This is a genomic window from Methanobacterium sp. SMA-27, assembly GCF_000744455.1.
Taxonomy (GTDB): Archaea; Methanobacteriota; Methanobacteria; order Methanobacteriales; family Methanobacteriaceae; genus Methanobacterium_B.
Window position 1 is genome coordinate 983,015 of the sequence record NZ_JQLY01000001.1, and the last position, 25,844, is coordinate 1,008,858.

The 25,844-nt window shown below is 27.8% G+C and carries 28 protein-coding genes; 14 read left to right on the forward strand and 14 right to left on the reverse strand.

All coding sequences use genetic code 11. From position 1 onward, the window contains the following. Window positions 1–2: 2 nt before the first annotated feature. Window positions 3–506, reverse strand: a complete 504-nt coding sequence (locus DL91_RS05000; RefSeq protein ID WP_081882609.1) for a thermonuclease family protein — start codon at window positions 504–506, stop codon at window positions 3–5. A 238-nt stretch (window positions 507–744) separates the two neighbouring features. Between DL91_RS05000 and DL91_RS05005 the strand changes: the two genes are divergently transcribed. After that, window positions 745–1,143, forward strand: a complete 399-nt coding sequence (locus DL91_RS05005; protein WP_048190502.1) for a PepSY domain-containing protein — start codon at window positions 745–747, stop codon at window positions 1,141–1,143. Window positions 1,144–1,280: 137 nt separating this feature from the next. On the opposite strand, the gene DL91_RS05010 is transcribed toward DL91_RS05005, so the two are convergent. The 6 genes from DL91_RS05010 to DL91_RS14155 form a co-directional block, all read right to left on the reverse strand. Then, window positions 1,281–1,685 carry a PepSY domain-containing protein gene (locus DL91_RS05010; RefSeq protein ID WP_048190503.1) on the reverse strand — a complete coding sequence of 135 codons (405 nt, stop codon included), beginning with the start codon at window positions 1,683–1,685 and terminating at the stop codon, window positions 1,281–1,283. Window positions 1,686–1,741: 56 nt separating this feature from the next. Next, complete coding sequence (locus DL91_RS05015) at window positions 1,742–2,281, reverse strand: hypothetical protein (RefSeq protein WP_048190504.1); 540 nt, start codon at window positions 2,279–2,281, stop codon at window positions 1,742–1,744. Window positions 2,282–2,796: 515 nt separating this feature from the next. Further along, window positions 2,797–4,245 carry a hypothetical protein gene (locus DL91_RS05020; protein WP_048190505.1) on the reverse strand — a complete coding sequence of 483 codons (1,449 nt, stop codon included), beginning with the start codon at window positions 4,243–4,245 and terminating at the stop codon, window positions 2,797–2,799. A 203-nt stretch (window positions 4,246–4,448) separates the two neighbouring features. Continuing rightward, the gene (locus DL91_RS05025; protein ID WP_048190506.1) at window positions 4,449–4,949 is read right to left on the reverse strand and encodes a hypothetical protein; all 501 of its coding nucleotides are present in this window, start codon (window positions 4,947–4,949) and stop codon (window positions 4,449–4,451) included. A gap of 174 nt (window positions 4,950–5,123) precedes the next feature. Then, window positions 5,124–5,741 (reverse strand): hypothetical protein, encoded by a 618-nt coding sequence (locus tag DL91_RS05030; RefSeq protein ID WP_048190507.1) that lies wholly within the window; start codon window positions 5,739–5,741, stop codon window positions 5,124–5,126. A gap of 217 nt (window positions 5,742–5,958) precedes the next feature. Continuing rightward, window positions 5,959–6,105, reverse strand: a complete 147-nt coding sequence (locus DL91_RS14155) for a hypothetical protein (protein ID WP_231551394.1) — start codon at window positions 6,103–6,105, stop codon at window positions 5,959–5,961. Between DL91_RS14155 and DL91_RS05035 the strand changes: the two genes are divergently transcribed. The 3 genes from DL91_RS05035 to DL91_RS05040 all read left to right on the forward strand — a co-directional run bounded on the left by DL91_RS05035 (window position 6,087) and on the right by DL91_RS05040 (window position 8,603). Continuing rightward, window positions 6,087–6,557 carry a metal-dependent hydrolase gene (locus tag DL91_RS05035; RefSeq protein ID WP_304412460.1) on the forward strand — a complete coding sequence of 157 codons (471 nt, stop codon included), beginning with the start codon at window positions 6,087–6,089 and terminating at the stop codon, window positions 6,555–6,557. The two genes, DL91_RS14155 and DL91_RS05035, sit on opposite strands and share 19 nt — an antisense overlap. A gap of 16 nt (window positions 6,558–6,573) precedes the next feature. Then, window positions 6,574–6,738: a hypothetical protein gene (locus tag DL91_RS13540; RefSeq protein WP_156096022.1), complete on the forward strand. Its 165-nt coding sequence runs from the start codon at window positions 6,574–6,576 to the stop codon at window positions 6,736–6,738. A gap of 164 nt (window positions 6,739–6,902) precedes the next feature. After that, window positions 6,903–8,603, forward strand: coding sequence for an ATP-dependent endonuclease (locus DL91_RS05040; protein ID WP_048190509.1), 1,701 nt, complete (start codon window positions 6,903–6,905; stop codon window positions 8,601–8,603). Window positions 8,604–8,653: 50 nt separating this feature from the next. Here the strand turns inward: DL91_RS05040 and DL91_RS13545 are convergent, their stop codons facing one another. Then, on the reverse strand, window positions 8,654–8,821 hold the full coding sequence (locus tag DL91_RS13545; protein WP_156096023.1) for a hypothetical protein: 168 nt from the start codon (window positions 8,819–8,821) through the stop codon (window positions 8,654–8,656). A gap of 147 nt (window positions 8,822–8,968) precedes the next feature. Here DL91_RS13545 and DL91_RS05045 point away from each other — a divergent pair, with 147 nt between their 5' ends. Beyond that, window positions 8,969–10,273, forward strand: a complete 1,305-nt coding sequence (locus DL91_RS05045; RefSeq protein ID WP_048190510.1) for a hypothetical protein — start codon at window positions 8,969–8,971, stop codon at window positions 10,271–10,273. A 334-nt stretch (window positions 10,274–10,607) separates the two neighbouring features. Here the strand turns inward: DL91_RS05045 and DL91_RS05050 are convergent, their stop codons facing one another. After that, window positions 10,608–11,126 (reverse strand): hypothetical protein, encoded by a 519-nt coding sequence (locus tag DL91_RS05050; RefSeq protein WP_048190511.1) that lies wholly within the window; start codon window positions 11,124–11,126, stop codon window positions 10,608–10,610. A gap of 67 nt (window positions 11,127–11,193) precedes the next feature. Further along, complete coding sequence (locus DL91_RS05055; RefSeq protein WP_048190512.1) at window positions 11,194–11,970, reverse strand: hypothetical protein; 777 nt, start codon at window positions 11,968–11,970, stop codon at window positions 11,194–11,196. A gap of 384 nt (window positions 11,971–12,354) precedes the next feature. Here DL91_RS05055 and DL91_RS05060 point away from each other — a divergent pair, with 384 nt between their 5' ends. The 3 genes from DL91_RS05060 to DL91_RS12835 are packed head-to-tail and all read left to right on the forward strand — an operon-like array spanning window position 12,355 to window position 17,883. Next, window positions 12,355–15,057: a type I restriction endonuclease subunit R gene (locus DL91_RS05060; protein ID WP_048190513.1), complete on the forward strand. Its 2,703-nt coding sequence runs from the start codon at window positions 12,355–12,357 to the stop codon at window positions 15,055–15,057. A gap of 38 nt (window positions 15,058–15,095) precedes the next feature. After that, complete coding sequence (locus tag DL91_RS05065) at window positions 15,096–16,646, forward strand: type I restriction-modification system subunit M (protein WP_048190514.1); 1,551 nt, start codon at window positions 15,096–15,098, stop codon at window positions 16,644–16,646. A gap of 1 nt (window position 16,647) precedes the next feature. Beyond that, window positions 16,648–17,883, forward strand: a complete 1,236-nt coding sequence (locus DL91_RS12835) for a restriction endonuclease subunit S (RefSeq protein ID WP_052374206.1) — start codon at window positions 16,648–16,650, stop codon at window positions 17,881–17,883. A 227-nt stretch (window positions 17,884–18,110) separates the two neighbouring features. Here the strand turns inward: DL91_RS12835 and DL91_RS05075 are convergent, their stop codons facing one another. Continuing rightward, the gene (locus DL91_RS05075; RefSeq protein ID WP_048190515.1) at window positions 18,111–18,353 is read right to left on the reverse strand and encodes a tyrosine-type recombinase/integrase; all 243 of its coding nucleotides are present in this window, start codon (window positions 18,351–18,353) and stop codon (window positions 18,111–18,113) included. Further along, window positions 18,350–19,075 carry a hypothetical protein gene (locus DL91_RS05080; protein WP_048190516.1) on the reverse strand — a complete coding sequence of 242 codons (726 nt, stop codon included), beginning with the start codon at window positions 19,073–19,075 and terminating at the stop codon, window positions 18,350–18,352. The genes DL91_RS05075 and DL91_RS05080 overlap by 4 nt, the downstream gene beginning before the upstream one ends. A gap of 440 nt (window positions 19,076–19,515) precedes the next feature. On the opposite strand from DL91_RS05080, the gene DL91_RS05085 reads away from it, so the two are divergent. The 4 genes from DL91_RS05085 to DL91_RS05100 all read left to right on the forward strand — a co-directional run bounded on the left by DL91_RS05085 (window position 19,516) and on the right by DL91_RS05100 (window position 23,091). Beyond that, entirely contained in the window at window positions 19,516–20,037 is a 522-nt protein-coding gene (locus DL91_RS05085; protein ID WP_231551395.1) for a hypothetical protein, read from the forward strand. Beyond that, window positions 20,034–20,672, forward strand: a complete 639-nt coding sequence (locus tag DL91_RS05090; protein WP_048190518.1) for a metal-dependent hydrolase — start codon at window positions 20,034–20,036, stop codon at window positions 20,670–20,672. The genes DL91_RS05085 and DL91_RS05090 overlap by 4 nt, the downstream gene beginning before the upstream one ends. Before the next feature lie 837 nt (window positions 20,673–21,509). Continuing rightward, window positions 21,510–22,100: a zinc dependent phospholipase C family protein gene (locus DL91_RS05095; protein ID WP_048190519.1), complete on the forward strand. Its 591-nt coding sequence runs from the start codon at window positions 21,510–21,512 to the stop codon at window positions 22,098–22,100. 580 nt (window positions 22,101–22,680) lie between these two features. Beyond that, window positions 22,681–23,091: a hypothetical protein gene (locus DL91_RS05100; protein WP_048190520.1), complete on the forward strand. Its 411-nt coding sequence runs from the start codon at window positions 22,681–22,683 to the stop codon at window positions 23,089–23,091. A gap of 40 nt (window positions 23,092–23,131) precedes the next feature. Here the strand turns inward: DL91_RS05100 and DL91_RS05105 are convergent, their stop codons facing one another. Together DL91_RS05105 and DL91_RS05110 are read right to left on the reverse strand one after the other, a co-directional pair. After that, window positions 23,132–23,950 carry a hypothetical protein gene (locus DL91_RS05105; RefSeq protein ID WP_048190521.1) on the reverse strand — a complete coding sequence of 273 codons (819 nt, stop codon included), beginning with the start codon at window positions 23,948–23,950 and terminating at the stop codon, window positions 23,132–23,134. Window positions 23,951–24,312: 362 nt separating this feature from the next. Further along, complete coding sequence (locus DL91_RS05110) at window positions 24,313–24,681, reverse strand: iron chaperone (RefSeq protein WP_048190522.1); 369 nt, start codon at window positions 24,679–24,681, stop codon at window positions 24,313–24,315. 503 nt (window positions 24,682–25,184) lie between these two features. Here DL91_RS05110 and DL91_RS05115 point away from each other — a divergent pair. Next, window positions 25,185–25,475, forward strand: coding sequence for a helix-turn-helix transcriptional regulator (locus DL91_RS05115; RefSeq protein WP_048190523.1), 291 nt, complete (start codon window positions 25,185–25,187; stop codon window positions 25,473–25,475). An 85-nt stretch (window positions 25,476–25,560) separates the two neighbouring features. Further along, window positions 25,561–25,839, forward strand: coding sequence for a hypothetical protein (locus DL91_RS05120; protein ID WP_156096026.1), 279 nt, complete (start codon window positions 25,561–25,563; stop codon window positions 25,837–25,839). Window positions 25,840–25,844 lie beyond the last annotated feature (5 nt).

Here is a 25,844-nt window from a genome sequence, read left to right on the forward strand (position 1 = left end):
TATTAGCTGTTTGCCCATGAATAAGGATTAAATTCTGAAGGAGGAATATACATAACTTCTGCGTAGCCTTTTTTTAGTAATTCTGCATTCACATTAGTATCTCCTGCATAAACGACTGCGAGAATTCTTCCATATTTATCATAATGTTTAGCATCGTCAATGTCTAAACCTACTGTTTTTCCAAGACATAAACTTGATACAAAATCTTTTGCCTCTTGATATCCTGGCTGGCCTCTTTCAGGAGTATTTACTCCGACAAATCGTATCCTACCAACACCATCTACATCGATTGTATCTCCATCAACTACATATGGACAATATCCACTGGCTTCATAATTTTTAGTAGTTGTAAGACTGTTATTTAGATTTGATAGAGTATTAGAGGAGTTATTATAATTTGAAATTGAACTTGTATTATAAGAATTATTATTTTGGCTTGTACAACCAGCAATTGCTACAATAAATGCTATTAATACCAAAATAAAAATTATTCTCGTTATTTTCAAAGATCTATCTCCATATTATTATTTTGATCTACTTATTAAAAAAGATAATGAAACGTGTATAACCAATTCTCATTTAAATTGGTAGAAACTAATGTTTCTAATCTTTTTCTTAAATTATTTTGCTTAGATTAAGAATTTTTCGGCCCTTAGCTATATTCTGTTTAATTTTAGGCATAAAAATGTAAAAATAGAAAGTTTTATTGTAGATTATAACAAACATTTGTTTTGGGGGATAGTGTTGGATAAGTTAACTAAGATATTGATTGTTGTGGTTATTATTTTAGTCGCAGGACTGAGTTTAACTGTTGGTTTATTGTTCGGTAACAATTTAAACAAACCTTTAATGATAAATAATATAACAAATTCAACCAATACTTCTACACAAAGTAATCAAACAAATTCTACTAATCAAACCAAGATAAGTAATACTAAAAATAAGTATATAGGTGAAAGTCAAGCGATAAGGATAGCTAAGGCAGCATGGCCTGTACCCAAAGCCACATATTATATAGACACTTATCCTACATCCAAGTCACCTTACTACTGGGTTACAGTTCAGGATAATCCTAATATCGGTCCTGGCGGGTTTGTTAAGATTAATGCAATCACTGGTGAGGTACTAGAGGCGGGTACATAATATTATTTAATTATCCTAACCTAAAACTGTCTACTATCTGTTTATAAGTATTCACACCTTAGTTATCCAATATAGGGAGGTTAGAGTGTTTAGAAAGATGTTGATGTATAATAGGGGAAGTTTAGATTGTTTTAATTTTAATTTTTTACCTTTCCAGTTACGGCATCTATAAATACATATTCTCGTTTAGGTTCTCCGTTAGGGTTTTTATTTTTTAAATCCACTTTCCAGTATGGATTGCCCGGTAATCCTCTTGCTGGAGCATCAATATAATTAATAATACCTGAAGCGGTAAAATTAAATTTTGCTGCGTATTTGTTTGCTATGGTTGTAGCTTGAGACTCACTTATAGTATTTTTTTGGTTTGATTGTATATTTTCAGTAGTATTATTAACTGTATTCTGTTTAAGTGTCGTATTATTTGTTGTAGTTAATACTTGTGGTGTATTGGATTGCATTTCAATAAACAAACCTATAATTAAACCTAATCCTACCAATAAAGTCACACATACAATTAAAAGTATTTTGGTATTTTTTTCCATTTCAAACCACATTTTAATTTATAATTATATATCATGAATTCCAAAAAATTTTATTGTTAACTGTCTGTAAAGTTCCAATATTTATGCATATGTTGTTTAATATTGGGGTTAGTTGCTTCAAAGGTTGTAAAATCATTAGTTATTTTAGTCATCTCACCAGTCACTATATCTTCTTGTTTTTTGATATTTGCTGTTTCAACAAGGTTATTTTGTTGTATGAATTGTATCCTCTGTTTCCATAACTCTAATTCAGTTATATAATAGTTAGTTGAGTTAAGATTCATAGCGATAGCATCCTTGTAAGGACCATCTGCATATTGATATGCTGTTTCCTCATAAGACTTGGCTTGATTTGATTTATTTATCATATCATCAATATTATTATACATCTGATCGTAATTGATTGGTGTTGTATTAGCAATTTTGTTGGTTTGATCATATTCTGTACCAACGCCTAACATTACTACATGGAAATTCAGCATATTAACATCCATTTGTTGCGTTTTATAATTTTGATAAACAAAAGTACCTGCTACAATGATTAAAACAGCTAAAATTACAATAATTATAATTAAAATGTTGTTTTTCCTTTCCAAAAACATCCCAAATCTTATTATATATTTTATATAAATAAATATGATCATTTAATTTTAGTGAAAAATATCACATATTGCTAAGAAAAGAAAATAACATGAAAAAAAAATTGATGAACTGCGCACAAAAATTGATGAATTCATAATAAATGCAGAGACCTTAGTAAATTCATGGAGCAGAAATACAAATTTTTCGACCCTCCGGGGGAAACCTATTACAACGAGCGTTAAATCGGTATATAACGAATTTATTACATTACGAACTCTATCGAGAAGCTTAACCAAAAAATAGAGAAATCCCCCAACACCAAATATTATAGGAATCCTACCAGCTCACCATTGTTCGCAGGATGCCGTCCATTTACTTTTGTTGGGTCCCGGATTTCTGATCAATTTTTTGGAGCCGGTTCACGAACGCTATCGATGAATTCGCTATATACCCAACGATTTAACGAAGTTGAATAGCTTGAATTGTTGAAAATTATTAAGTAAGTTATAATATTTTATAATATTAAGATTTATTCTGGATTATGTACTAAATTTTCACTAAGAATACGTTTAGCTAAATCTAAACATTTTTTAGATTCTTCCTTAGAACAATCTTGACCTTCATGAACAATTTTATCTCTTTTCCTTTTGAGTTCCATAAAAGTTTTATATTGTTCATTCTTTATTATTCCTAAAAGATTCAGCGTTTCAATTATGTAGTATGCTGACCAGCGACCTGGATTCTTTAAATCATTTTCTCTATTTTTGTCTTGTTTATTATCCTCTTTAATTTTATCAATTATTTTTTCTTTCCAAAGATTTGATAAATAACGTTCAAGTATTAACCAGCTAATAATAAATGATTGAGAATATAAATAGTTTGTAAAATGTGTATAACTTTCTAAATAAAAAATTGAGAAATCTTTAAAAATTTTATCGTTTTTAATTTTTTCTGCGATATTGAATAATTCATATATTTTATTTTCGGATACTTTTATTCTGTTAAATTCTATATTTATTGGAATATTCCATTGTGCATTAATTAAATTTGTTCGCATTGAGTTTATAGGCATAGATTGACTTCCGATCCTTCTATCTTCAGGATCTATCTCTACTGTACCCAGTTCAGATTCATTTATTATAGATACTGGAATATCAAAAAGAAGTGCAATTGCCATTATTTCATTTAATTTTTTAATAGCTTTTTTTTTATTAGATTCTCCAATAGCAATAAAGCCATCACTTTTGATTATTAAGATTTTGTTCTTATAATTGATATCTTGAATCGTTTTTGTAAATTGCACTAGTGGTTTTTTATTTAATATATCTTTCAATGAAGGTATAGGGAATTGATCACCAATCCAAATTGGTGGATAAAAAAATGTTCCAAATCCATCTATTAAATTTTTTTCTATTTTCGCTTCAGGCGGTTTATGGGAGTTTTGTTTAGGTTTTAACTTGATTTGGGTTATAATATTAAATACTTCATTTTTTGGCTCAATTTCTTGAATTTTGCCTAAATGGACCCAACCAAATGCATCTAAATTTATTCTGCATTTCATTAAGCTTGAATTCGTTCTTTTTCTATCTGAATGTAATGTTTGAACATAATTTTTAAACATTTCAATTCCATTAATAAGAATAATCTTAATTTCATCTGAATATTTTCTATCTTTTATAAAAGGTATAGATTCATCTTTATGCAATAGTTTATTCCATTTTTTCTTTTTTAAATATTCATTGAGAAAATCAATATAATCTCTAGAATCTAAGAGTTCTACTTTAATATCTAAATCATTTTCATCTTTAAAGTGTGTAAAAAAATGGAATTGGAGATCAATATCCAATTCATCATTTTTAATCCATACTGATTCAACTTGAAGAGGTTTATTCAAATCTTCAAGATTAGTTATTAGTTCCTTTTCTTCATCAGATAATTTATCATATTCTTCTCTGAATGTTAAAATAAAGTTTTTCATCCAAGTACTCAATTTATCTTTAGAATTCATAATTATCAAAATTAGTTTGTTTTATTCCATATAAATAATATTTATCCTGAAGTTGAAATGGACTTAAATGGCCATGAATTGTTTTTTATGTTAGTAAAATTTGATGTAAAAATTGTGAGATGGTTTATTTGTAAAAGGTAAAATTTAAGACAAAAATTTTAATATTATATATTTTAAAATTTTTCACTCGGAAACCATTTCAAATCTTTAATTGTTGCTTTCTTATCAGTTTCAAAATTTATAAATACACCATATTTATATCCTAATTCATTTCTGAAAGCTTTGATCTTATCTTTATCTGACTGTCCAGTATCATTATTAGAAGATTTTTTTACTTCTATTACTAATAAATTAGATCTAGTTCTCCTTTGATGGACAATAATATCTGGAAAAACATTTTTTATCTTTTCTTTGTCTTTATTAATTTCTTCTTCATAGATTACTTCCCAATCCTTCAATTGTTTAGGTAATTCATGACCTTTACGATTGTACTCACAGTCCACATTCCATTCTACAAATTCGGATTGTAAATATTCAGCTAATTTATGAGTAATAGATCGTTCATGAGCATCAGAATACAAAAGAAAATCATCATATTTTAATAATAATCTAATTGACTTTTCAACTTTGTTTTTTATTTCAGACGGTTTAACCGGTTTAAATTCATAACCCATAAAATATCTCCTCTTCAAAATATTAACATCTCATTTTCAAGTAATTATGATAATTATAGATTTAATCCCAAATTAATCTTTAGAACCGAGTTAGGCGTTCTTTTTTCTTCCATTTGCATATCCTTCTATCATTTTGGTTGCATTTACTTTATACTGTTGATGTAGTTTAGATGATCATTCATATTTCCATATATTATTTATCTTATTTTGACATTTTTTACAAAATTCCGGAGGAATGCAATTAGATTGCATAACACAATTAGGATGGTGATTATTTATCCCAATCATGTGTCCAAATTCATGTTTCGTGGCTATACCGATATGTTTCCTTTTTATTACAATTAGTCCTTGATTGGATGATGATATCCCGTATATTGCAACTTCATGATTGGATTGTTTAAAACTATATGATTGATTAACTACAATTACTACACCATAAGGCAAAAATTTAGTTTCTTTCCTTCTTCTGTTTAGGGCTTTTTCCAAATATTCAAAATCAATTTCATCTGTGTAAGAACATAGTTTCACTAGTTGTTCAAGATCATCTTTTTTATCGATATTTCCCTTTTTTACTGATAACGGTAATGAGAATCCATTTATTACTTCGGTTATAATCTCGATAACTTTTTCTATTTCGTTATTAGATACTCCTGATAAACCATACACGTGGATTTTACCAGTTTCTTCCCATCCCCAAGGTTCCGGTCCATCTAAACTCCAATAAGATTTAATAATATCATCTCCATTATTAAGTCCAAGACAATCAGATCTAATAAGTGTAATTCTATTCAATATTATATTTATTTTGCCTTTTTGAAAGATATCCAGTTATTCTAAATTTAATTAAACGCTTTATTCATAATGTAATTTCCGATAAACTATTAATAGAATATAATAATTTGTGTTTTTTTATTCTTGTTTAATTGATGTAATGTTCCTTCGTCGCAAGCTCATCAGTCACAAACACAAACATGTGGTTTATAATGTTGATTAACTTATGAGAATTATTTCATATCATTTTCATACCTAATAAACCTAAACAATCTATATCTTGGCCTTTTCGTTGCAGGTTGGATATCACTATTTCCTGACATCCGGGATAGAATATTAGGGAAACATAGAGGTTACGGCCATTCGATATTCTGGTTGATCCCATTTATATTAATTTCATTCTTTAATATAACAATAGGAGCTGGGCTTGTTATGGGGATCATATCACACGCTGTTTTAGATATACTTACAACCCATGGATCTCCCTTATTGTACCCATTGTCTAAAACAAATTTTGTCGTCTTAAACGAGAAAAAAAGAATCAAAACGGGTACAAAACAAGACAAAGCAGTTTTTATAACTCTCATGTTCCTATTAATTCCCATTTTTGTTTTTTCAACAAGTTACTCACACATTGATAATGGTATACTTGGTCTAAACTTCCTACCGGATGTTTCAAACGGATCAGATGGAAATATACATGGATCAAGCCATTCTATTAAAAACAGTCCAAATTTAAATATTCAACTTCCACGACCTGTAAAAAATGTAACTGAGGATATAACTATAAAGAATGTTGATGATAATGAAACAAGCATTATAGTAACTAATACTTGAGATGGAGGTTTGAAAAATGAGTAAGTATGCGAATGAATGTTTGATCTACTGTGATGCATACGGCAGCTATGTTATACCATCCGAATGTGAAAAATGCTTGTTAAAAAAGGATTGTATTAAAATTAAACTAAGTATTATTAAAAGTGAAAGTTTGAATATATTAAATACTTTTAAATTATAATTTCTATCGAATGGTGTTATTCTATAACTCTAATTAGACATCAAAATCCTAGATAAAAACTTTTATAAAAAAGTAATACATTAAACCTTTTCTATTCCGTTCTAATAGCAAATATTATTCTATAGTATTTTTTAGTATATAATAACGATTATCTGGTAGTGGGGATGATTAGAACGAAAATAGAAAAAATAAAGATTAGTGGAATAAAATCACATAAGAATACTACAGTAAATATTGAAGATTATAACATTCTGGTTGGAGAAAACAATTCTGGAAAAAGTAATATTATTTTTGCAATAAGATGGTTTTTTGGTCACGAGAATCTTAAAATATCAGAAGATGATATTTCAAAGGGTTATTCTGGTGATCCATCGGTAATAATCAATTTTGTTTTTGATGATGATGAAACTATACCTGCGCAATTTATAAATGAATTTGCTGATGAAACAGGTAAAAAATTTATTGTAGAAGCTTATTGTCCATTTGAAAATTTAAAAGTAAGTTCTCAAAGAGCTAAATATAGATTGAGGAAAGCTTATAAAAAAGAAAAAGATATTGGGAGAATTTCCTTTAATTTAGATATAATTTTCGTTCCTTCTATCAGAAAATTATCTGATGAATTCAAATTCACCAGTAAATCTACAATAAAAAAATTGGTATCTAAATATGTCGTTGAAACAATTAAAGATGACGATAAGTATTTAGATATTGAAAAAAGCATAAATAAAATGTCTGATTCGTTAGGTAAAGAAAATAATAGTCCATTTAATACATTAAATGAATCACTTAAGAGATACATGTTGGATTATGGAAATACGGACATTGCTTTTAATTTAAAGCCTCAAAAAGTCGAAGATTTTGTTGAAAGATCATTTGAAGCCCGTATAAATAACTCTGACTTGCCCCTTGATTCTCAAGGGATGGGGTTTCAAAGGTCTTTAATTTTCTCTCTTTTATGTAATATTGCCGATATTAGTATCGAAGATTCTAATCTTTCTTTGTACTTAATTGAAGAACCGGAACTTTTCTTACATCCTAATCATCAGGATTATTTTAAACGTAAATTAATAGATTTATCAGCAATGAAAAATAATCAAATGATTTTAACTTCACATTCTCCATATTTCTTGAACAATATTAAGAAAGAAAAGTACTCACAAATAAAAAGAGTTTCTATTGATAATAATATTTCTAAATTAAAGGAAATTAGAGGAGATGAACTTTATGATATATGTCAAAGAAATGGTTTAATGATGGCAGAAGCTAAAAATGCTTTAAGAAATACTAAATGGCCTGCAGATGTTCTTCAAAGAAAGGCTGACGAAATAACTCTAGAGGATGAGTTGAGATATTTATTATGGATAGATCCTGATAGAGCCAATGCATTTCTCAGTAAAAAGGTTATTTTGGTTGAAGGACCAACTGAAAAGGCAATATTTTCATTTATTTTTCAACATGATTATGGATTATATAGTGGGGAGAAAAAAACCTCTGAAATATCAGTTATAGATACTGTAGGTAAATATCATTTTTTCAAATTTTCAAATCTATTATATAAAATGGGTATTCCAACTTGGATTATGTATGATACAGACATTGATGACGATGGAAATAATATAAACCAAAATAATAAATCAATTTCGCATAAAATGCTCAATGATTATGTTGAAGATTTAAAGAATGAAGGAATAATAATAGATTGTTTGAAGAATCATCCTGATATTGAACAAGCTTTGGGATTTGAAAAAGGTTATATTCCTGATATTTCTATTTATCAAAATTTAGTTGATAATTACAAATTTTGTAGAAACTCTGATAAATATAATGAAATCACAGATTTTGTTTATAACATAATCAATTTCTAGGTATTATATGTGATTAAAAAGGAATTATGTGGTGTTTAAATAATTATATTTTATTTTTTAGCAGAGTTTCCTCTCCAAAGTTCCAAACCACACTTAATATATAGTATACCAAGTAGTATGGTTAGGATCCCTAATATCGGATCATTTAAAATTTTATAATAACCTGTTGAAAAATAAATAATTCCGATACTGATATAGAGAATTGGTTGAAATGACATTTTATACCTCCTAATTTTTTCCCAATCTTTATCTTATAATTATCATTTTCTTCCTCGATTTTCAAGAATTATGAATTTTAATGAATAATCTAAGGAGATAAATTTTTATATCATGGAAAAAATGAATATACATATTGGTAATTTTAATTGCTAATAGAAAAAAATAGAGAAGGTGTTAAGATCAAAGGTGCAAAAGGTTATGAAATAGGGAACATAATTAAAAAAAACCTTAAAAATAATGTCAAATCAGGGAAAGAATTGTATGAATCAGTTATCAAAGAGTTAGGAATAAATGTTCCCATACATCTCAGAAAATCATATGATCGTAACTTAATAATGCTTTTAGAAAAAGAAAAAATAAAAATTATAGGTTATGATCCTTCTAAAGATAAAAGAAAAGTTAAACAAGCCTTTAATTCAGATCCATTAATTTTTGATTCATCTGAGAGATTAACTCGACCAGAAATTCAGAAATTACTAAATGTGATGGAAAGTGATGATGAAGCATATCAAAGAATTAGAGAACGATTCAAAGATCGAATGAAAAATTTAAATACATTTTATACAAATCGATGGTCTTTTCTAAATGAGTGGACTTTTGTAGTTCAACCAGATGATTTTGAATTTATATTTTCAGATTTTGGATTTTATGATGATATAAATGATATGATATCTAATTTATCTGTAAAAGAAAAAGAAGCATATATTGAATATTATTATGGGGATAGTGACAAAGCTGATATTGATTTGTACGATGAAGTATATTCTAAAATCCATAATATCATTGATGATGTTTTTGGTAAAATATCACAAAGAGAAGAAGAAGAAAACGAAATGGAATTAGAAAAAGAAGAAGGAAAGCTTGAAGAAAGTTTTGATATTAACTCTTTTTTGGATGGGGAATTTTTAGGGGAGGAATATTCCAAAGAATATCATAATAAATATGACTTAGAAAAACTTATAGAAGAAATGTCTACAATCCTTATTTTATTAGACAAATATAAAGATACAAAGAATGTCAAAGTCTGGTTATATCCCATTTATCCATTTCAGTTTTATGATGTTTGGAATGATTTTGTTCACGATCACAACTTAGAATTATATAAAGATGTTTATATTGAAACTTTATTAGATTCGACTTATACTTTAAAAGTAGACAGCTATGGCTATTGGGAAATTAAATGGGCTTTGAAAGAAGGAGGATATGAAAACTATGCTGAAAATCTAAAAACTCCAAATAAAGCTTTTGAGCATACCATAGATATAATTTCGACGTATTCTGATAAAGAGAGAAAAATTCTAATGGGAATTTTAGCTAAAGGCTTAAGTGATGAACCCGATTCGTTACAAGTCTTTGCAGAATTTTATCTAAAAATTAATGCAGTAAATTATCCAAAAAGATTGAATAAGGTCTTAGGGATCGTATCTGATGATGGAAAACAAATCAAATGATATAATATTAAATCCTATTAAATCAGTATGATATTTAGTAAATTTTCATGATTTATTTTGTCATAGCACGATATGACGAAGTAAATATTTAGTAATAATTATTTAAAATCTAATCTTAGGCATTATTTTGGTGTTTAGACAGTTAATGTTAAGAATAAAAAATTTGTTTTTAAATTTATAATATGAACATATCTTCAAATTTTTATTAGAATTATTGAATTTTGTATTTTTGTTAAAATCCAACTATTATGGAAATAATAACTCAGAGATAGGGTATTAGTATATTTCTTTATATTAATGATTTAAATTTATCAATGAATTAAAATTTAATAGATCAAAAGCTTACTTCGGATAATTTTAGTACTTCAAAACAAATCATATCTCTTTTCAATTCAGGTTTGAATCTAGTAATATCTGTATCATTAGTTATTATATGTGCAGAATTATCATTAGAATAACATAATAATGCCATGTCTACAAAAGAGGGGACAGCACTTCCTTTTTTCTTTATATGTTCCGTCATTTTTTCAGTGCCAATTAAAGATTCATAAAATTTTTTCACATTTTCAATATCAGTATTGTCGGGATCATATTCTTCAATATTAAACCACGGCTTATCTTTTAATTTATTAATTTTGGACTGAATATTAAGTTGGATAGAATACCTTGCAGCATCATTTATATGTTTTACACCCAATTTTCTCTTGGCTTCTGAAGTATTACAGTATTCATCAACAATTTGAGCGACAGATTTTCTTCTTATTTCAATCATAATAAGATTTAAAGTATATATATCAATATTATTATCTAGAAAATACCTAGTCAAAATATGTATTTTATCTGTTAATTCCATATATTTAAGATTTACTCGTCCGTTTCTACCTTTTAAGGTCAAATTAAAACAGTAATATATTATGCAATTAGCATCGTATAGGGCTTGTGAACAATGGGGTAAGTGGATCGTCATCTTCGTCATCTAAAAATAATTCTAAATCTACTGAGTCATCATCAAGTCGTGGAAATATATTGAGTTCTTTGCTACATATTTCTTGGATATAATTAAACTTTTCATTTGCTTCTTCAAGATTTAAATGTTCTAAAATATTAGGTTCATCAATCGTTAATTCGTTTAATTTTAATACAAAATTATTGTATGATGAAATATAACTTAATAACATATCTTTTTTAATAGGATCAGTTAAATTTTCATTTTTTAGTACCAAAGAACAATAATCTAATGAACCTCTAATAAACATAGAATTACTAGTGGATTCTAAACTTTTAAAAATTGATAATAAATCTTTGATATCTAATAAAATTTGTTTTTTCAATTTATTATTCTCCACATCTTCTTTGATATGTTGATCGTAAACATAATTTTTTAGTTTAGTAAATGAATATATATGAAATTTATTCAATATTTCATCAAAATTATTAATATTGGTTTTGGGAAGTGCAGATATTATTTTTTCTATTATTAATCTGCCTTTAGGAGTGATTTCAAATATCCATACTCCATAATCATCATTCAATTCAATATAACCTTCATCTTTTAGTCTAAATGCGTCTGTTTTAATGCCTAATGAATATGGGCCGTAATCATCTTTAGAAAACTCATATTCTATTGGAATTTCTCCTTCGATCTTAGCTAGATAAATATATTTTTGAAGGTAAAAATGTCCTCTTATACTATTCATTTTGTATAATGAATACAGAATAGGCCAACATCTAGGGATTTTATTCATATTATATAGTATATTACTATCTTATAAATAATTTAGTAACAAACAACTTTTTTTATAAAATATTACCTTTAGTAAAATCAAATTCCTTAGATTGGATAGGTATATACTAATCACTTTATTTTATCTTCTTCGTGATAAAAAATGAAAACAATTACTGATGACTCTTCATTTTGAGTTAACAAAAACAAATGAATTCTAATTATAATACCTAAACCTATTTAAGTAATAAATAATCATTTAAACTCCTTAAGAGTAATAATAATCAATTAGTTCATGAACTAAAATTATACACAATATTATACATTCTTATCATTTTTGTTAACTGGGGGCGGGGTTGTGGTCACACAGAGTGAGGCAGCATTGGAAAAATGTCTTTTAGACAAGCTTGTGGATGATGGATATGAAAGGGTTAATATCACTAATAAAGAAGGTTTGGAAGGGAATTTAAAATCTCAGCTCGAAATCTTTAACAAAGTAGAATTGACTGATGATGAATTTAACAAAATACTACTCTATTTAGAGAGTGGAACTATTTTTGATAAGGCAAAGAAGCTAAGGGATAAGTATGCTGTCAAAAGAGAAGATGAAACTATTTATTTACAGTTTTTTAATAGTAAAGATTGGTGCAAGAATATATTTCAGGTAACAAACCAAATTACTATGACGGAAGTATATGAAAACCGTTATGATGTTACATTACTTATTAATGGATTTCCTTTGGTTCAGATTGAATTAAAGAAAAGAGGTGTGGAGCTTAAAGTAGCTTTTAATCAGATACAGCGTTATAGGCACCATTCTTATCGAGGATTGTTTCAATATGTTCAGATATTTATTATCAGTAATGGTGTAAACACTAAATATTTTGCTAATAATAAAGAATTAAGTTTTAAATACACCTTTTCCTGGAAGGACAAGGCTAATAAGAACATTTCGAGCTTGGATGATTTTGCTGATACATTCATTGAAAAGTGTCATCTATCTAAAATGATATCTAAATATATTGTTTTAAATGAAACGAGCAAGGCTCTTATGGTTTTAAGATCCTATCAGTATTATGCTGTTGAAGCTATTCTAGATAAGGCCTTGAACACCCTTCAGCATGGTTATGTGTGGCATACTACTGGTAGTGGTAAAACTTTAACATCCTTCAAGGTCAGCCAAATACTATCAGAAGAGGATAGTATTGATAAAATTATGTTAGTAGTTGATAGGAAAGATCTTGACTACCAAACATTTAAAGAATTTAACAGCTTTTGCAATGACTCGGTTGATAGTACAGATAAGACTGTAACTCTAGTAAAGCAACTTTTAGGGCCAAATAAACTGATAATTACCACAATACAAAAATTGTATCGTGCTGTTGCAAGACATAAAAGAATTGAACAGGTGAAAAACAAGAAAATAGTGTTGATGTTTGATGAGTGTCACAGAAGTCAGTTTGGAAAAATGCACGATGTAATTACAACCTTTTTTAGTAATTTACAGTACTTTGGATTTACAGGAACACCTATCTTTTCAGTTAATTCAATAGATGGTATGACCACAAAAAGCCTTTTTAAAGACAGACTCCATACATACGTAATTCAAGATGCTATTAAAGATGGGAATGTTCTTGGATTTTCAGTGGAATATCAAGGTAAACATAAAAACAAGGCAAAACTGGATATCGAAGTTGAAGATATTGATCGAAAAGAACTCATGGAATCAGAAAAAAGATTAGAAAAAATAGTAGATTATATTATTCTAAATCATGACCGTAAAACGTATAATCGTGAGTTCAATGCTATTTTTGCTGTTAATTCCATTGATGTTCTCACAAAGTACTATGAACTGTTTAAAAGAAAAGATCATGACCTAAAAATCGCTACAATTTTTTCTTATGATATGAATGAGGAAATTAAGGGAGATGAACATTCTCGAGATAAATTAGAAAGATATATAGCTGATTATAATATAATGTTTGGAACAAATTATTCAACTGATACATTTCAGGAGTACTATATTGATATATCTAAAAAGGTTAAAGAGAAAAAAATTGACATTTTACTTGTTGTAAACATGTTTTTAACAGGATTTGACAGTAAATTCTTAAATACTTTATATGTTGATAAGAATCTCCAGTATCAGGGTCTTCTACAGGCATTTTCACGTACTAATCGTATTTTAAATGAGAAAAAATCATTTGGGAATATAATCTGTTTTAGAAATCTTAAAAAATCCACAGATGAATCAATTAGGTTATATTCAGATGAAAACGCTCTGGAAGATGTTCTAGTTAAAACTTATGACCAGTATGCCCATGAATTTAATCAAGTTTTAGTAGATCTAAGTAATATTACTCCCGAGGTTCAGGATGTAAATAGTTTACCGTCTGAAATTGAGGAATCCAAGTTTGTTAAGGTATTTAGGGAATTATTAAGGTTATTTACTAAGATGAGTGTTTTTACTGAGTTCAGTTTTGATGATCTTAATATCTCTGAGCAGAAGTTTAATGATTTTCAGAGTAAATATCTGGATTTATATGAAAAAGTAAAAGGAAGCAATGGTCCTGAAAAGGTTTCAGTATTGGATGATGTAGATTTTGAACTAGAACTCATAAGAAGAGACAATATAAATGTTGCTTATATTCTATCTCTTCTTAAAGAACTTGATAAAGATAGTCCATCATTTGATAATGATAAAAAATTCATAATAGACACCATGGAACGCACACATGAACTAAGAAGTAAAATAGATCTGATAGATAAGTTCATAGAACATAACGTTCCAGAAATAGGGGATAAAGATAAGATTGAAGGTCATTTTGAAAACTTCATAGACATAGAAAAAAATAATGCAATTAGAGAATTAATTAATGAAGAAGATTTGGATGATAATATTACAAAGGGTATTATAGCTGAATATGAATTTTCAGGTAAAATTAGGAATGATTTACTAAAAAAATCATTTATACAAAAATATGGATTAAAAGAGAAACGTTCTAAGTTGATGAAGATAAAAGATATTATTGTAAGCCTGGTTGATAAATTCAGCTGGTAACTAAAATCATCTATTAATTATTGGGAGTGAATTTTTTCATGTCAGAATATCAAAGAAAAATGGAAACAAAGCTGTGGGCCATAGCCGATGAATTAAGAGGTAATATGGATGCAAACGAGTTTAAAAATTACATGCTAGGTTTCATATTCTACAAATATCTCTCTGAAAAGATAGAGATCTATCTAAACAATGAACTCAAAGAAGATGGAGTTGAATTTAAAGAAGCTTACAAAAATAAAGAATTACATGAAATTGTAGAGGTGGAGGCCATAGAAAATCTAGGATACTTCCTCGAACCCAAATGTCTCTTTGAAAATCTAATTAAAAAGGCAAAAAAAGGAGAATTCATACTAGATAACCTACAAAAAGCACTAAAACAGATAGAAAATTCTACTATGGGTCATGAAAGTGAAGAAGACTTTATGAATTTATTTGAAGATGTAGATTTAGAGTCATCAAAACTTGGAAAAAGTGAAGATGATAAAAATAAAATTATATCCAAGGTTTTACTCCATTTAAATGAGATTGATTTTAAATTGGGTGACACTGAACATGATATTTTAGGTGATGCATATGAATACTTAATTTCTCAGTTTGCATCATCAGCTGGAAAGAAAGCCGGTGAATTTTACACACCTCAACAGGTTTCTAAAATACTAGCCAAAATTGTAACCATGGGTAAAAATAATCTTAAAAACGTATATGACCCTACATGTGGCTCAGGATCCTTACTTTTACGTGTGTCTAAGGAAGCTAAAATAGGAGACTTTTATGGTCAAGAATTGAATCAATCCACATATAACCTTGCCAGGATGAACATGATTCTCCATGATGTTAAATTTAATGATTTTAACCTTGAACAGGGAGATTCAATAGAAAATCCCATGCATTTTGGCATGAAGTTCGAAGCCATTGTTGCCAATCCCCCATTTTCAGCTAACTGGTCATCGGATCAGACCTTTATGGATGATGAAAGATTTAGTGCATATGGAAAGCTCGCACCCAAATCAAAGGCAGACTTTGCTTTTGTACAACATATGATCTTCCACCTTGATGAAAACGGTACTATGGCCATTGTACTCCCTCATGGAGTATTATTTAGAGGAGCAGCAGAAGGCGTAATCCGTAAATATTTAGTTGAAGATAAAAATTACCTAGATGCCGTTATAGGACTTCCAGCAAATGTATTTTATGGAACATCCATTCCCACAGTGATACTAGTTTTCAAAAAATGCAGAGAAGAAGATACTGATGTTTTATTTATCGATGCATCAAATTATTTTGAGAAAATAAAAAATCAAAATAGGCTTAGAGATGAAGATATAGAGCGGATAGTAAATGTGTATAAGAAAAGGGGAGAAATTGATAAGTTTTCACATTTAGCTACGCTTGATGAAATAAGAGAGAACGATTATAATTTAAATATTCCACGATATGTGGATACTTTTGAAGAAGAAGAAACTGTAGATTTAAAAACTGTAGTTAGTGAACTTGAAAGCATTGAACAAGAGATTCATACGATCGATGCAGAGATAAAGGAATATTGTGATGAGTTAGGAATAGAAGCTCCAATTTTGAGGAGACTTTAAGATGAGTGAAACAATACCTAAACTTCGTTTTCCTGAATTTCATGGAAGTTGGGAGGAGTATGAGTTAGGTAATATTGCTATTTTCACGAGAGGTCCTTTCGGAGGGTCTTTAAAAAAATCTATCTTTGTAGATTCGGGTTATAAAGTATATGAACAAAAAAATGCAATTCAAAATTCTATAAAAGTTGGTAAATATTTCATTACACCGGAAAAATATAATCAAATGATCAGATTCAGTGTTGAAGAAGGTGATTTATTAGTAAGTTGTTCAGGTACGATAGGTAAAATTTTAGTTATTCCTGTAAAGTATCCTAAAGGCATTATTAATCAAGCATTGTTAAAAATAACAGTACGTCCAGAAGTGAATAACTTATATTTAAAAGAATTGTTACAAAACAGCACAATAACTAAACATATATTTGGTGGACGTGGTGCAGCAATAAAAAATGTTGTAAGTGTTAAAGAATTGAAAAAAATACGAATTTTCATGCCATCAAAGCAAGAACAAGATAAAATACTCATATTTTTGTCAAAATTAGATGGAAAAATAGAAAAATTAGAGAAAAAACAAGAACTGTGGAAAAACTTTAAAAACGGAATAATACAACAGCTATTCAGTCAAAAATTAAGATTTAAAGATGAAAATAAGAATGCTTATCCTAATTGGGAAGAGAAAAAATTAGGAGATTTAGCTATTTTCACGAGAGGTCCTTTCGGAGGGTCTTTAAAAAAATCTATCTTTGTAGATTCGGGTTATAAAGTATATGAACAAAAAAATGCAATTCAAAATTCTTTAGAATTAGGTAATTATTACATTACTGAAGAAAAATATAAAGAAATGATTAGATTTAGTGTTGGTAAAGGTGATTTATTAATAAGTTGTTCCGGAACTATAGGTAAAATTATAATTATTCCTGATAAGTATCCTAAAGGTATAATCAATCAAGCATTATTGAAAGTAACAGTACATCCGGGAGTTAATAATTTATATTTAAAAGAATTGCTTCAAAGCAGTGAAATGACTCAGCACATATTTGGTGGACGTGGAGCAGCTATTAAAAATGTTGTAAGTGTTAAAGAATTAAAGGAAATACACATTAAATTTCCTTCATACCCAGAACAAGAAAAAATAGTAAATTTTTTATCAGCTATTAACATTAAAATAAAACAGCTAAATAAAGAATTGAAAAATAACAAAAAATTCAAAAAGGGAATAATGCAACAAATGTTTTGTTAATATTAGGTTATAGTTTAATAAACTATAATACTAAATATTTTTATTAAAACTCTTATGTACTAATCAGATTCGTTATTTAACTTTTCTAGAACTGTTGGATTGTTTAAAATTTCATCAATCAGCTTCTTGGCTTTGTTCAAATCCTTTATTTGTTTTTCCATCTCTTCTAATTTTTCATCGGTAACTACTCGAACTTCTATTTCTTCAAAGAAATACAAATGAGGTATTTACTTAAAATATCTTTCTCTGAGTTTCTCCAAAGGTGTTGTGAAGTATGCCCTGGTTAGTGGATCCTTTCTATGTCCCATTATCTGACGGATATAGTGGTGTGGCATCCCATTTTCTTCAAGAGTGTTAGAAAAATATTTACGGAACACATGACTATGAATGAAGATTTGCCGGTTATTGTTAGACCATCCACATTTCTTATTGAGTCTCCTTAAAAATCTTTGAAAAACATCTTCCCTCATCTTATTACCAGTACTTCCTCTAAAAGAAAATCATTAGAATCTTCTGGAGGGTTTTGCTCCAAATACATAAAGAGATATTTAGTGGCTTCAGGGGTGTTAAACGTATAATGTAGGGTACCAGTTTTTTGACGCCTTACATACCACTCTTGAATATTCTTCTCATCCCAAGAATTATTTAACAACTCAATATTCAACATTTTTTTGAATTCACTGGAGGGAATTTTTAATGATTTTAAAAAATCAGAAAATTTTAAATTCAATACATCTCCTATTGCTATTCCCGAAGTGTACATAAAAATTATTAGAGTTGCGTACCTTTGGGATGAGTTGTTACTGAGAGCAAGTTGGATATCTTCTTTTCTTGGGATTTCTGAAGCTGTGAGATCAGGATTATTGTTACTGTAAATCCTGTTGGGAATTTGTATTTCGTAATGGTTGTAAAATCCCCTTATAGTTGAGATATTGTCTACAATTTTTCTAGGGCTAAAGTTATTCTGGATAAGATATTCTTGATAGTTTAGGAGTTGGCCTTTAATTCTACGTTTTCTTAACCTTATCCCATTATCTTCGTCCTCTTCAGCTTGTTCAATGAGCTGTGTAGGGTTAAGGCCGGTTATTTGGCAGTAAATTTGTAACTTTCTGGTGTAACTCCGTACGGTTTCGGGTCTAAGGTTACGATTTAAAATAAATTCTCTATATATGGGGTCCTGTTTTATGTCCATTTTATCAGCATTGGGTTTAGTTATAAGTATGTAAATTTCTTAATGCATAAAAAATTTACTATTTATATTACTTATTACATAAACCCAAGGCAAAAAAGCCTCGGGTGGGAATTGAATCCATTATAAGATTAGAAACCAAACTTGAGAAATAAATTATCTGCTTGATTGATAATTGATTTATACCAATGTTTTATATTATTGTATTTTGAGAGTTTTCTCGTACGATATGAATCTTTGGATAATTATTGGATATTTATTTGTGATTGAGGATTAAAAATAATTATATTTATCTAGCCTATTTAAAAATTAATTATTACTAAAATTTATATATTGTAATAATCATATTATATTGCATGAAGTTAATACAAATTAACGGTTTGATAAAAAAACATAAAAACATAATTTTCTATAATAAAGATGTAAATCAGTGTTATGAAAAATTGAAGGAAGATTATTTTTGTGTTTATTTCAACGAGCCTGTTCCAGTTCGGGTACAATTAATAAAATTACTTAAATTAATTAATCCAGATTACAGTTTTAATTCATCTCATATAACCGTTGCAGAACTTAAAGAAGCAATAGTTAAAGAGTTGGATCATGAAAATTTAATAATTATTTTCAATCATTTTGAAAAATTGAGTAAAAGGTATGTTGGTATCTATCAATATCTAAATAGCTTTCAAAATATTCAATTCATCTGCAGTTTTATAAATAAAATTAATAGAAATACATATCCTTTTTATGAAACATTTAAAATTCTAAATAAAGAGGAATATAAGAATGATACAGCTAAAGATGAGATCAACATCACATATTCTTTATACATTATTATAAGTATAATTTGTTTTTTTGTTTATATAAAAAGTGCAAATTCAGTTTACATGGCGGCAATACTACTTGGTGGAGCCTGGTTTGCATTAATAATATTCAGAACCATGATGTATGCAGGAGGTCGTGTATGAGGGAATACACACATATGGCGGGAGCGATATTATTCTTTTTAATATTTGCATATTTATTAAATTTAAATAATATAATTTTAGGAATAATTTTTGCAGGATGGATATCAGTTTTTCCAGATGTAATTGATAAATTAATTGGTAAACATAAGGGGATAGGTCATTCAATATTCTGGGTATTTATCTTTGTATTGGTGGCATATTATAACTTTTTCATAGGTGTTGCCTTATTAACAGGTTTTTTATCACATCTCTTCTTTGACATCTTCACGACCAATGGTTGTCCTATTTTATATCCTATCATTAGAACCAATTTTGTTGCATTAAAAAGATTAAACAGAGTTAGAACAACTACTAATCAAGAGAAGGGAGTGTTTATATTTATAATATTTTTAATAGTTCCTTTATTTTTATTGACTTCAGGAATTTCATCGAACATTAACCTCCATAATTTAGAGGTTAATAGTGGAGATTCGAATGCAAATTCGGGTTATCACCAAGGAAATACATCAGGATTTAAAAATACAGTTTATATTAATTTAGATCTTAATTCTAAGGGTAATAAGAACATAAGTGTAGAAAAAATCAACGATAACGTTACAGACGTGATTGTAAAGGATATTGAACCCGGAGGATGAGAATATGAAAGAGTTTAGTCGTATTCATGTAATGCATATGATATGGAGATTATGAGCATGAATGTAAAATTGTTGCATGAAAAAAATACAATTTTTTATATTCCGATAATTTTATTAATTATATGATAAACTGTAATATCACATATACCCTTATTTAGATTATGAATAATCCATTGAAAATATTCTTGAATATTTTGAAATGTTGATAAATAATTGATTTGTATATTATATTAAATTCTTATTAGTATTACATTATATTTGTTGATTTTTACCTGATCCTAAAATAACACCTGAAAAGTATTTATTAATCAAATGATGTTGTGATAAGTGTTTTCTGAAATTGATATAATTTTCAATTTACTTCGTTATAGCCTTATATAACGAAGTTGAATTAAAATACTTTATTTTTGAATATCAAAAAAATAATTAAAGATCATTTGTTAAAGATACAATTATTCAAAAATCGTAGAGATATGCCTATTTAGTATGGTTGGTATGGATATGCTAGTTCATTTGTAGAGATTTAGCCTTTTTTTAATAATTGTCCATTTGCAAGGGATTTTTTTTTACTTCTTTATATTTTTAAATGAATTTAATTTCGAAATATTTATTTCATATACTCATATATTCATTTGTAATAGAAAAGTTGAAATACATAATGTAGAAAAAATAAGAACATAATTTAGGAGAAATAAAAATGAGCACTGGAAAATTGCAGATATACTTGAAGGTCTGCAAAACTAACACCTTTTTTCATCTTAAATTTTTTAAGTCATTTTTATCTAATAAATCAATTTAAATAGTTAACAAATATATTTATATAAAATGTATGATATCATGAAAAAAGCACTGCTAATGGTTTTATTTTTTGTTGTAGTTTTAACTGTACAGCTTTCACCTGCTGCTGCATGGGCTGTACCGACTCATTATGAAATAGTAGTGACAACTTACCATGCATTACCAGCGGATGTTCAATCTAAATTAAGTTTAGATGTGATGATGGATGGTGCCGATGATCCTGATCTGAAGTTCTTTGACTACAAATATCAAAGATATCCTGCAAATCAACCCAAAGTTGATTACTGGTTGGACAGAGGTAAGATAGACTATCAAAACGGTGATTATCAAGATGCAAGTTATAGTTTTGGTGTTGCCACACACTACATTGCTGATGGTTGCTGTGCACCCCACTGTGTAGATAATTCTTCACATTACTATCATAGTATTTACGAACTAAATGCATTATTACTCACACCTCAAATAGATAATTCAATTGGAGACATTCATTTAATCATGCAAAACGATTGTTCAGATGGAAAAAATAGTTGGCAATGTTGGATGAATAATAAAAACGATGGTTACATACAAAATGATCTTAATCGGGCTGTAAGTGCATGTTACACTGCAATAAATGAAAGCGTAAGTTAATTTAAAATTATTTTAACAATGAGAGTTAACTTTAGAAGATAAAGTAGTTATCTCGAAAAAGAGTTTAATCTTTATAATTCGACAAAAAATTGAACATAAAATAGGTGGAATCCAAAAGAAAAAAAATATAATTCTCGTTAAACATAATAATAATACAGAAAAATTATTATAGATTATCAAAAATTTTAGAAATGTGCAAAAATGGTCCACGACATGTACACCAATTGATCTATAAATAATGGTTTATGAGATTTGTCTTTTTTGTTAAATTTTTTTTATTTAAAATCGTTAAATGTTTAATAAATATTATTTTATTATTAATAAATTTATAATATAGATAGATTTTTTTTAAATAATCCTCTTGTCTAAAAATTTGAACTTCCAATATTCTTTCATAAAGTTATTCAAGATGAAAAAATTACAAAAAAAATGATTAGATGTTTAGAAATATAAAATATTGAAAATTTTGAAAAATACCTTGCAAACAAAGTTGTGATTAAATTCACAGATTTATTATATTAAAATTATTTAATAAAATTTAATAAAGAGTATTCTAATAATTTAATTTGGAGGCGGATTAATGGATAATACAGTGAAGATATTTTTTGTAGCTGTAGTTTTATTGTATACAATACTGGGAGTTGGAGCAATTGGACTCTTACAAGATCATTTTATAACAGATAATGTTGCTACAATAAATCAAGCTAATTCTTCTACAAATAACACTTTTAATAATCAAGAGCAGATTAATCCTCAAAAAGAGTATATTAGTTCTGATAAAGCTATAAATGTCGTTCATAAAAAAGTGCCATATTATGAGTATACGAATTATTCTACTAAATTAGTCCAAAATGGTCAGCACCCATATTATTTAGTTAATGCCTATGACCTTAATCCTAATAGTATTAATTATAATCATGGTATCGGTGGTGCAAAAGTTGATGCCCAAAGCGGGAAATTGTTAGATAATGGAACAATAACCCAAATCTAGATTTATAATTTAAATTCATCAAAAATTGTTAATTAAGGAATTATTCATAACTAGGTAAATTCTTGGTTATATTAGCGGTTATGTTGTTTGTCTGATTTTGAAATTGACCTGTGGATATATCTGTATAATCAAAGTTTAATTCCCCACCATTGTATAATTGTTCTAGAGTTTTATAATTGGATAACTCAAAATTTGTATAAGGATTATGGAGATAGGGGAAAATCAGCCCATAAATTGTGTATACATAGGCGGGGATTATTCCATACGTTTTTGTTAATATTTCAAAATATAAAGGTAATCCACATCCTGGATTTAGATTTGGATTATCACCCCTTACACTTCCGTGCCACACCATTGGGATGGAACCGTTCTGTCCATGTTCCTGGGCAAGTGTATAAACATGAGTCATTAAATCATCATAGGAATTATAAACTACCCCATCAGACAGATATTTGTATCTGCCTGCAGGAATCCCATGCAAAGCCAAATTTAAAGAATCTGATTTGTTAATCTCACTTAAATTTACAGAGCCCAGGCCTTGAGTGTCAATATAAGACGCTTCAATAATATACACGCTTTTGTTAGTACCATTATCACTTATGTTTTGCCCATAGCTACGATAGTTACTACTTCCTGCAAAATGTACAACCAAAGCACATTGGGATCCTCTTTCTTCGGCATATTCTGCTAAAAGTTGAGAATGTGGATGTCCAGGATACATATCTGGGTTTTCAATTTTGACAAACGAAAGCCTTCCTAATGGTTTTATAGGACCATTTGAAACCTCTATATAAGAATAAAGTATAATAATTGATATAACAGCAAATATTGCAACAACAATTATTATACCTTTTCTCATTTTTCAACCCACAACTCCTTAAATTATTTAATAAGATATAATTATTGATAATTAAATAATAAACACAAAAACAGATTCTCTTATTCTGTATAATGATTTGTCCACAGCTATATTATGTTATTATTTCTATTTAGAATTTTGTTTATATTAATAGATTAAATGTGAAATCTAAAAAAAATGAAAAATTAAAAATTAATCAAAATTTTCAAGATAATTGTACATCATGGTAAACTAACTTTATTTTACAATACAATGTTATGTAAAAATTTTAGTAAATTATATGAAAATTGTAATCCAAAAATCTTGAAAATGTTTCCTGAATAAACTAGTTAAAAATATTTGAATCCAAATATTTTAATATTTCAATTTTTTTGGGAATTCTCATTGGCTCGAAACAAGGCAATTTTCTTAATTAAATCTAGTGGTATAGGTTTATTGTGGGGAAACTGAACTGTTCCTTTCCCACTTTGTTTATAAATACTTAATTCATATTTAAATTTTTCAAACACTGTTTTACTTGCAGGATAAAATCCAATATGGTTTTTGAAAGCACCAAAATAAAGTAGGTTACCATGAAACCAAAATGAAGGCATATTATAACTAATTCTATCTTTTGCTTCGGGGACAACACTTTTAATTGCCTTTTGAATTTCATCCAGTCTTTGTTGTATTTCTGGAGGGTATTCTATCTTATAATCTTTAAAAGTGTTAAATTCTTTCCTATTTGTCACCTATTTCTGATCTCCTATTCAAAAAATTCCAAATTATATATAATATTCTTTTATTTTGTATTCCAAATTTTTTAGTAAAACTAAAAGCTACACTTTATAAATTTATTTAATGTATTTATAAAATACAATTAAAAATACAAAAACAATACCAATATTGACTAATAGACGTTGCCAAAATAAACCCCTTAAAAATAGGGAATCTATGCTAAATACTATTATAAACATCACTAGGATATAACTTAGATATTTAATTGTTTGTTGAACCATTATAAAATCACATCTTTTGTATAATTATTAAATATTATATTATCTTTATTGAATATTAATTTGATGTGACCCACTTCTGACTTTGATAAGATTTTTTTAATTGCGAATATTATTAATAATTCTAAATATATCAAGGATTGACTCACTAAAACAAAACATTTATATATAATTTCCACAACACTATATTATCACTTTGATATTTATCGAATTATAGAATTTTAATCGTGGAGTAGTCAATGGAAACAAAAGAAATGGCCAAAATATTTAAAGCTCTATCAAACCCTAATAGATTAGAATTATATTTACAAATAGTTAAAAAGCATGAAACAAGTTATAAAACAAACTGTGAATGTTTAATAAGTGAAATTGCTGAATCATTTAATATAGGAGCCCCTACAATTTCTCATCATCTTAAAGAATTAACCAACGCTGAATTAATTTTTACTGAAAGAAAAGGTAAATATTTAGTTGCTAGAGTTAATGAAGAAATAGTTAACGAAGTAAATGAACTTTTAAAGCTACAATAAAAATCTTAATTATTCATAATATTTATAATTCAAAAATTTGTAAAAAAAGTAAACCACAATGAAAAAAAGTAAGCAGGTAAAAAAAATGGAAACTGCAGTAATTAACAAGCCAATATATCAGGGAAACACTAAAGAAATGGCTGGAATAGTGGCTAATTCTCTGAAAGCAGAATTGTTGGATTTAAAAGATTTTAATCCCTATGAAATGAAGGGATATGATATTATAGGATTAGATTCGCAATTATATTGGTTTAAACCTCATAAGTTGTTAAGTAAGTTTATTGAAGAGTTAGATAAGGTTGGAAACAAAAAAGTTTTTATATTATCAACAAGTTCATACCGGAAACACTTATTAGATGCTTAAATAAA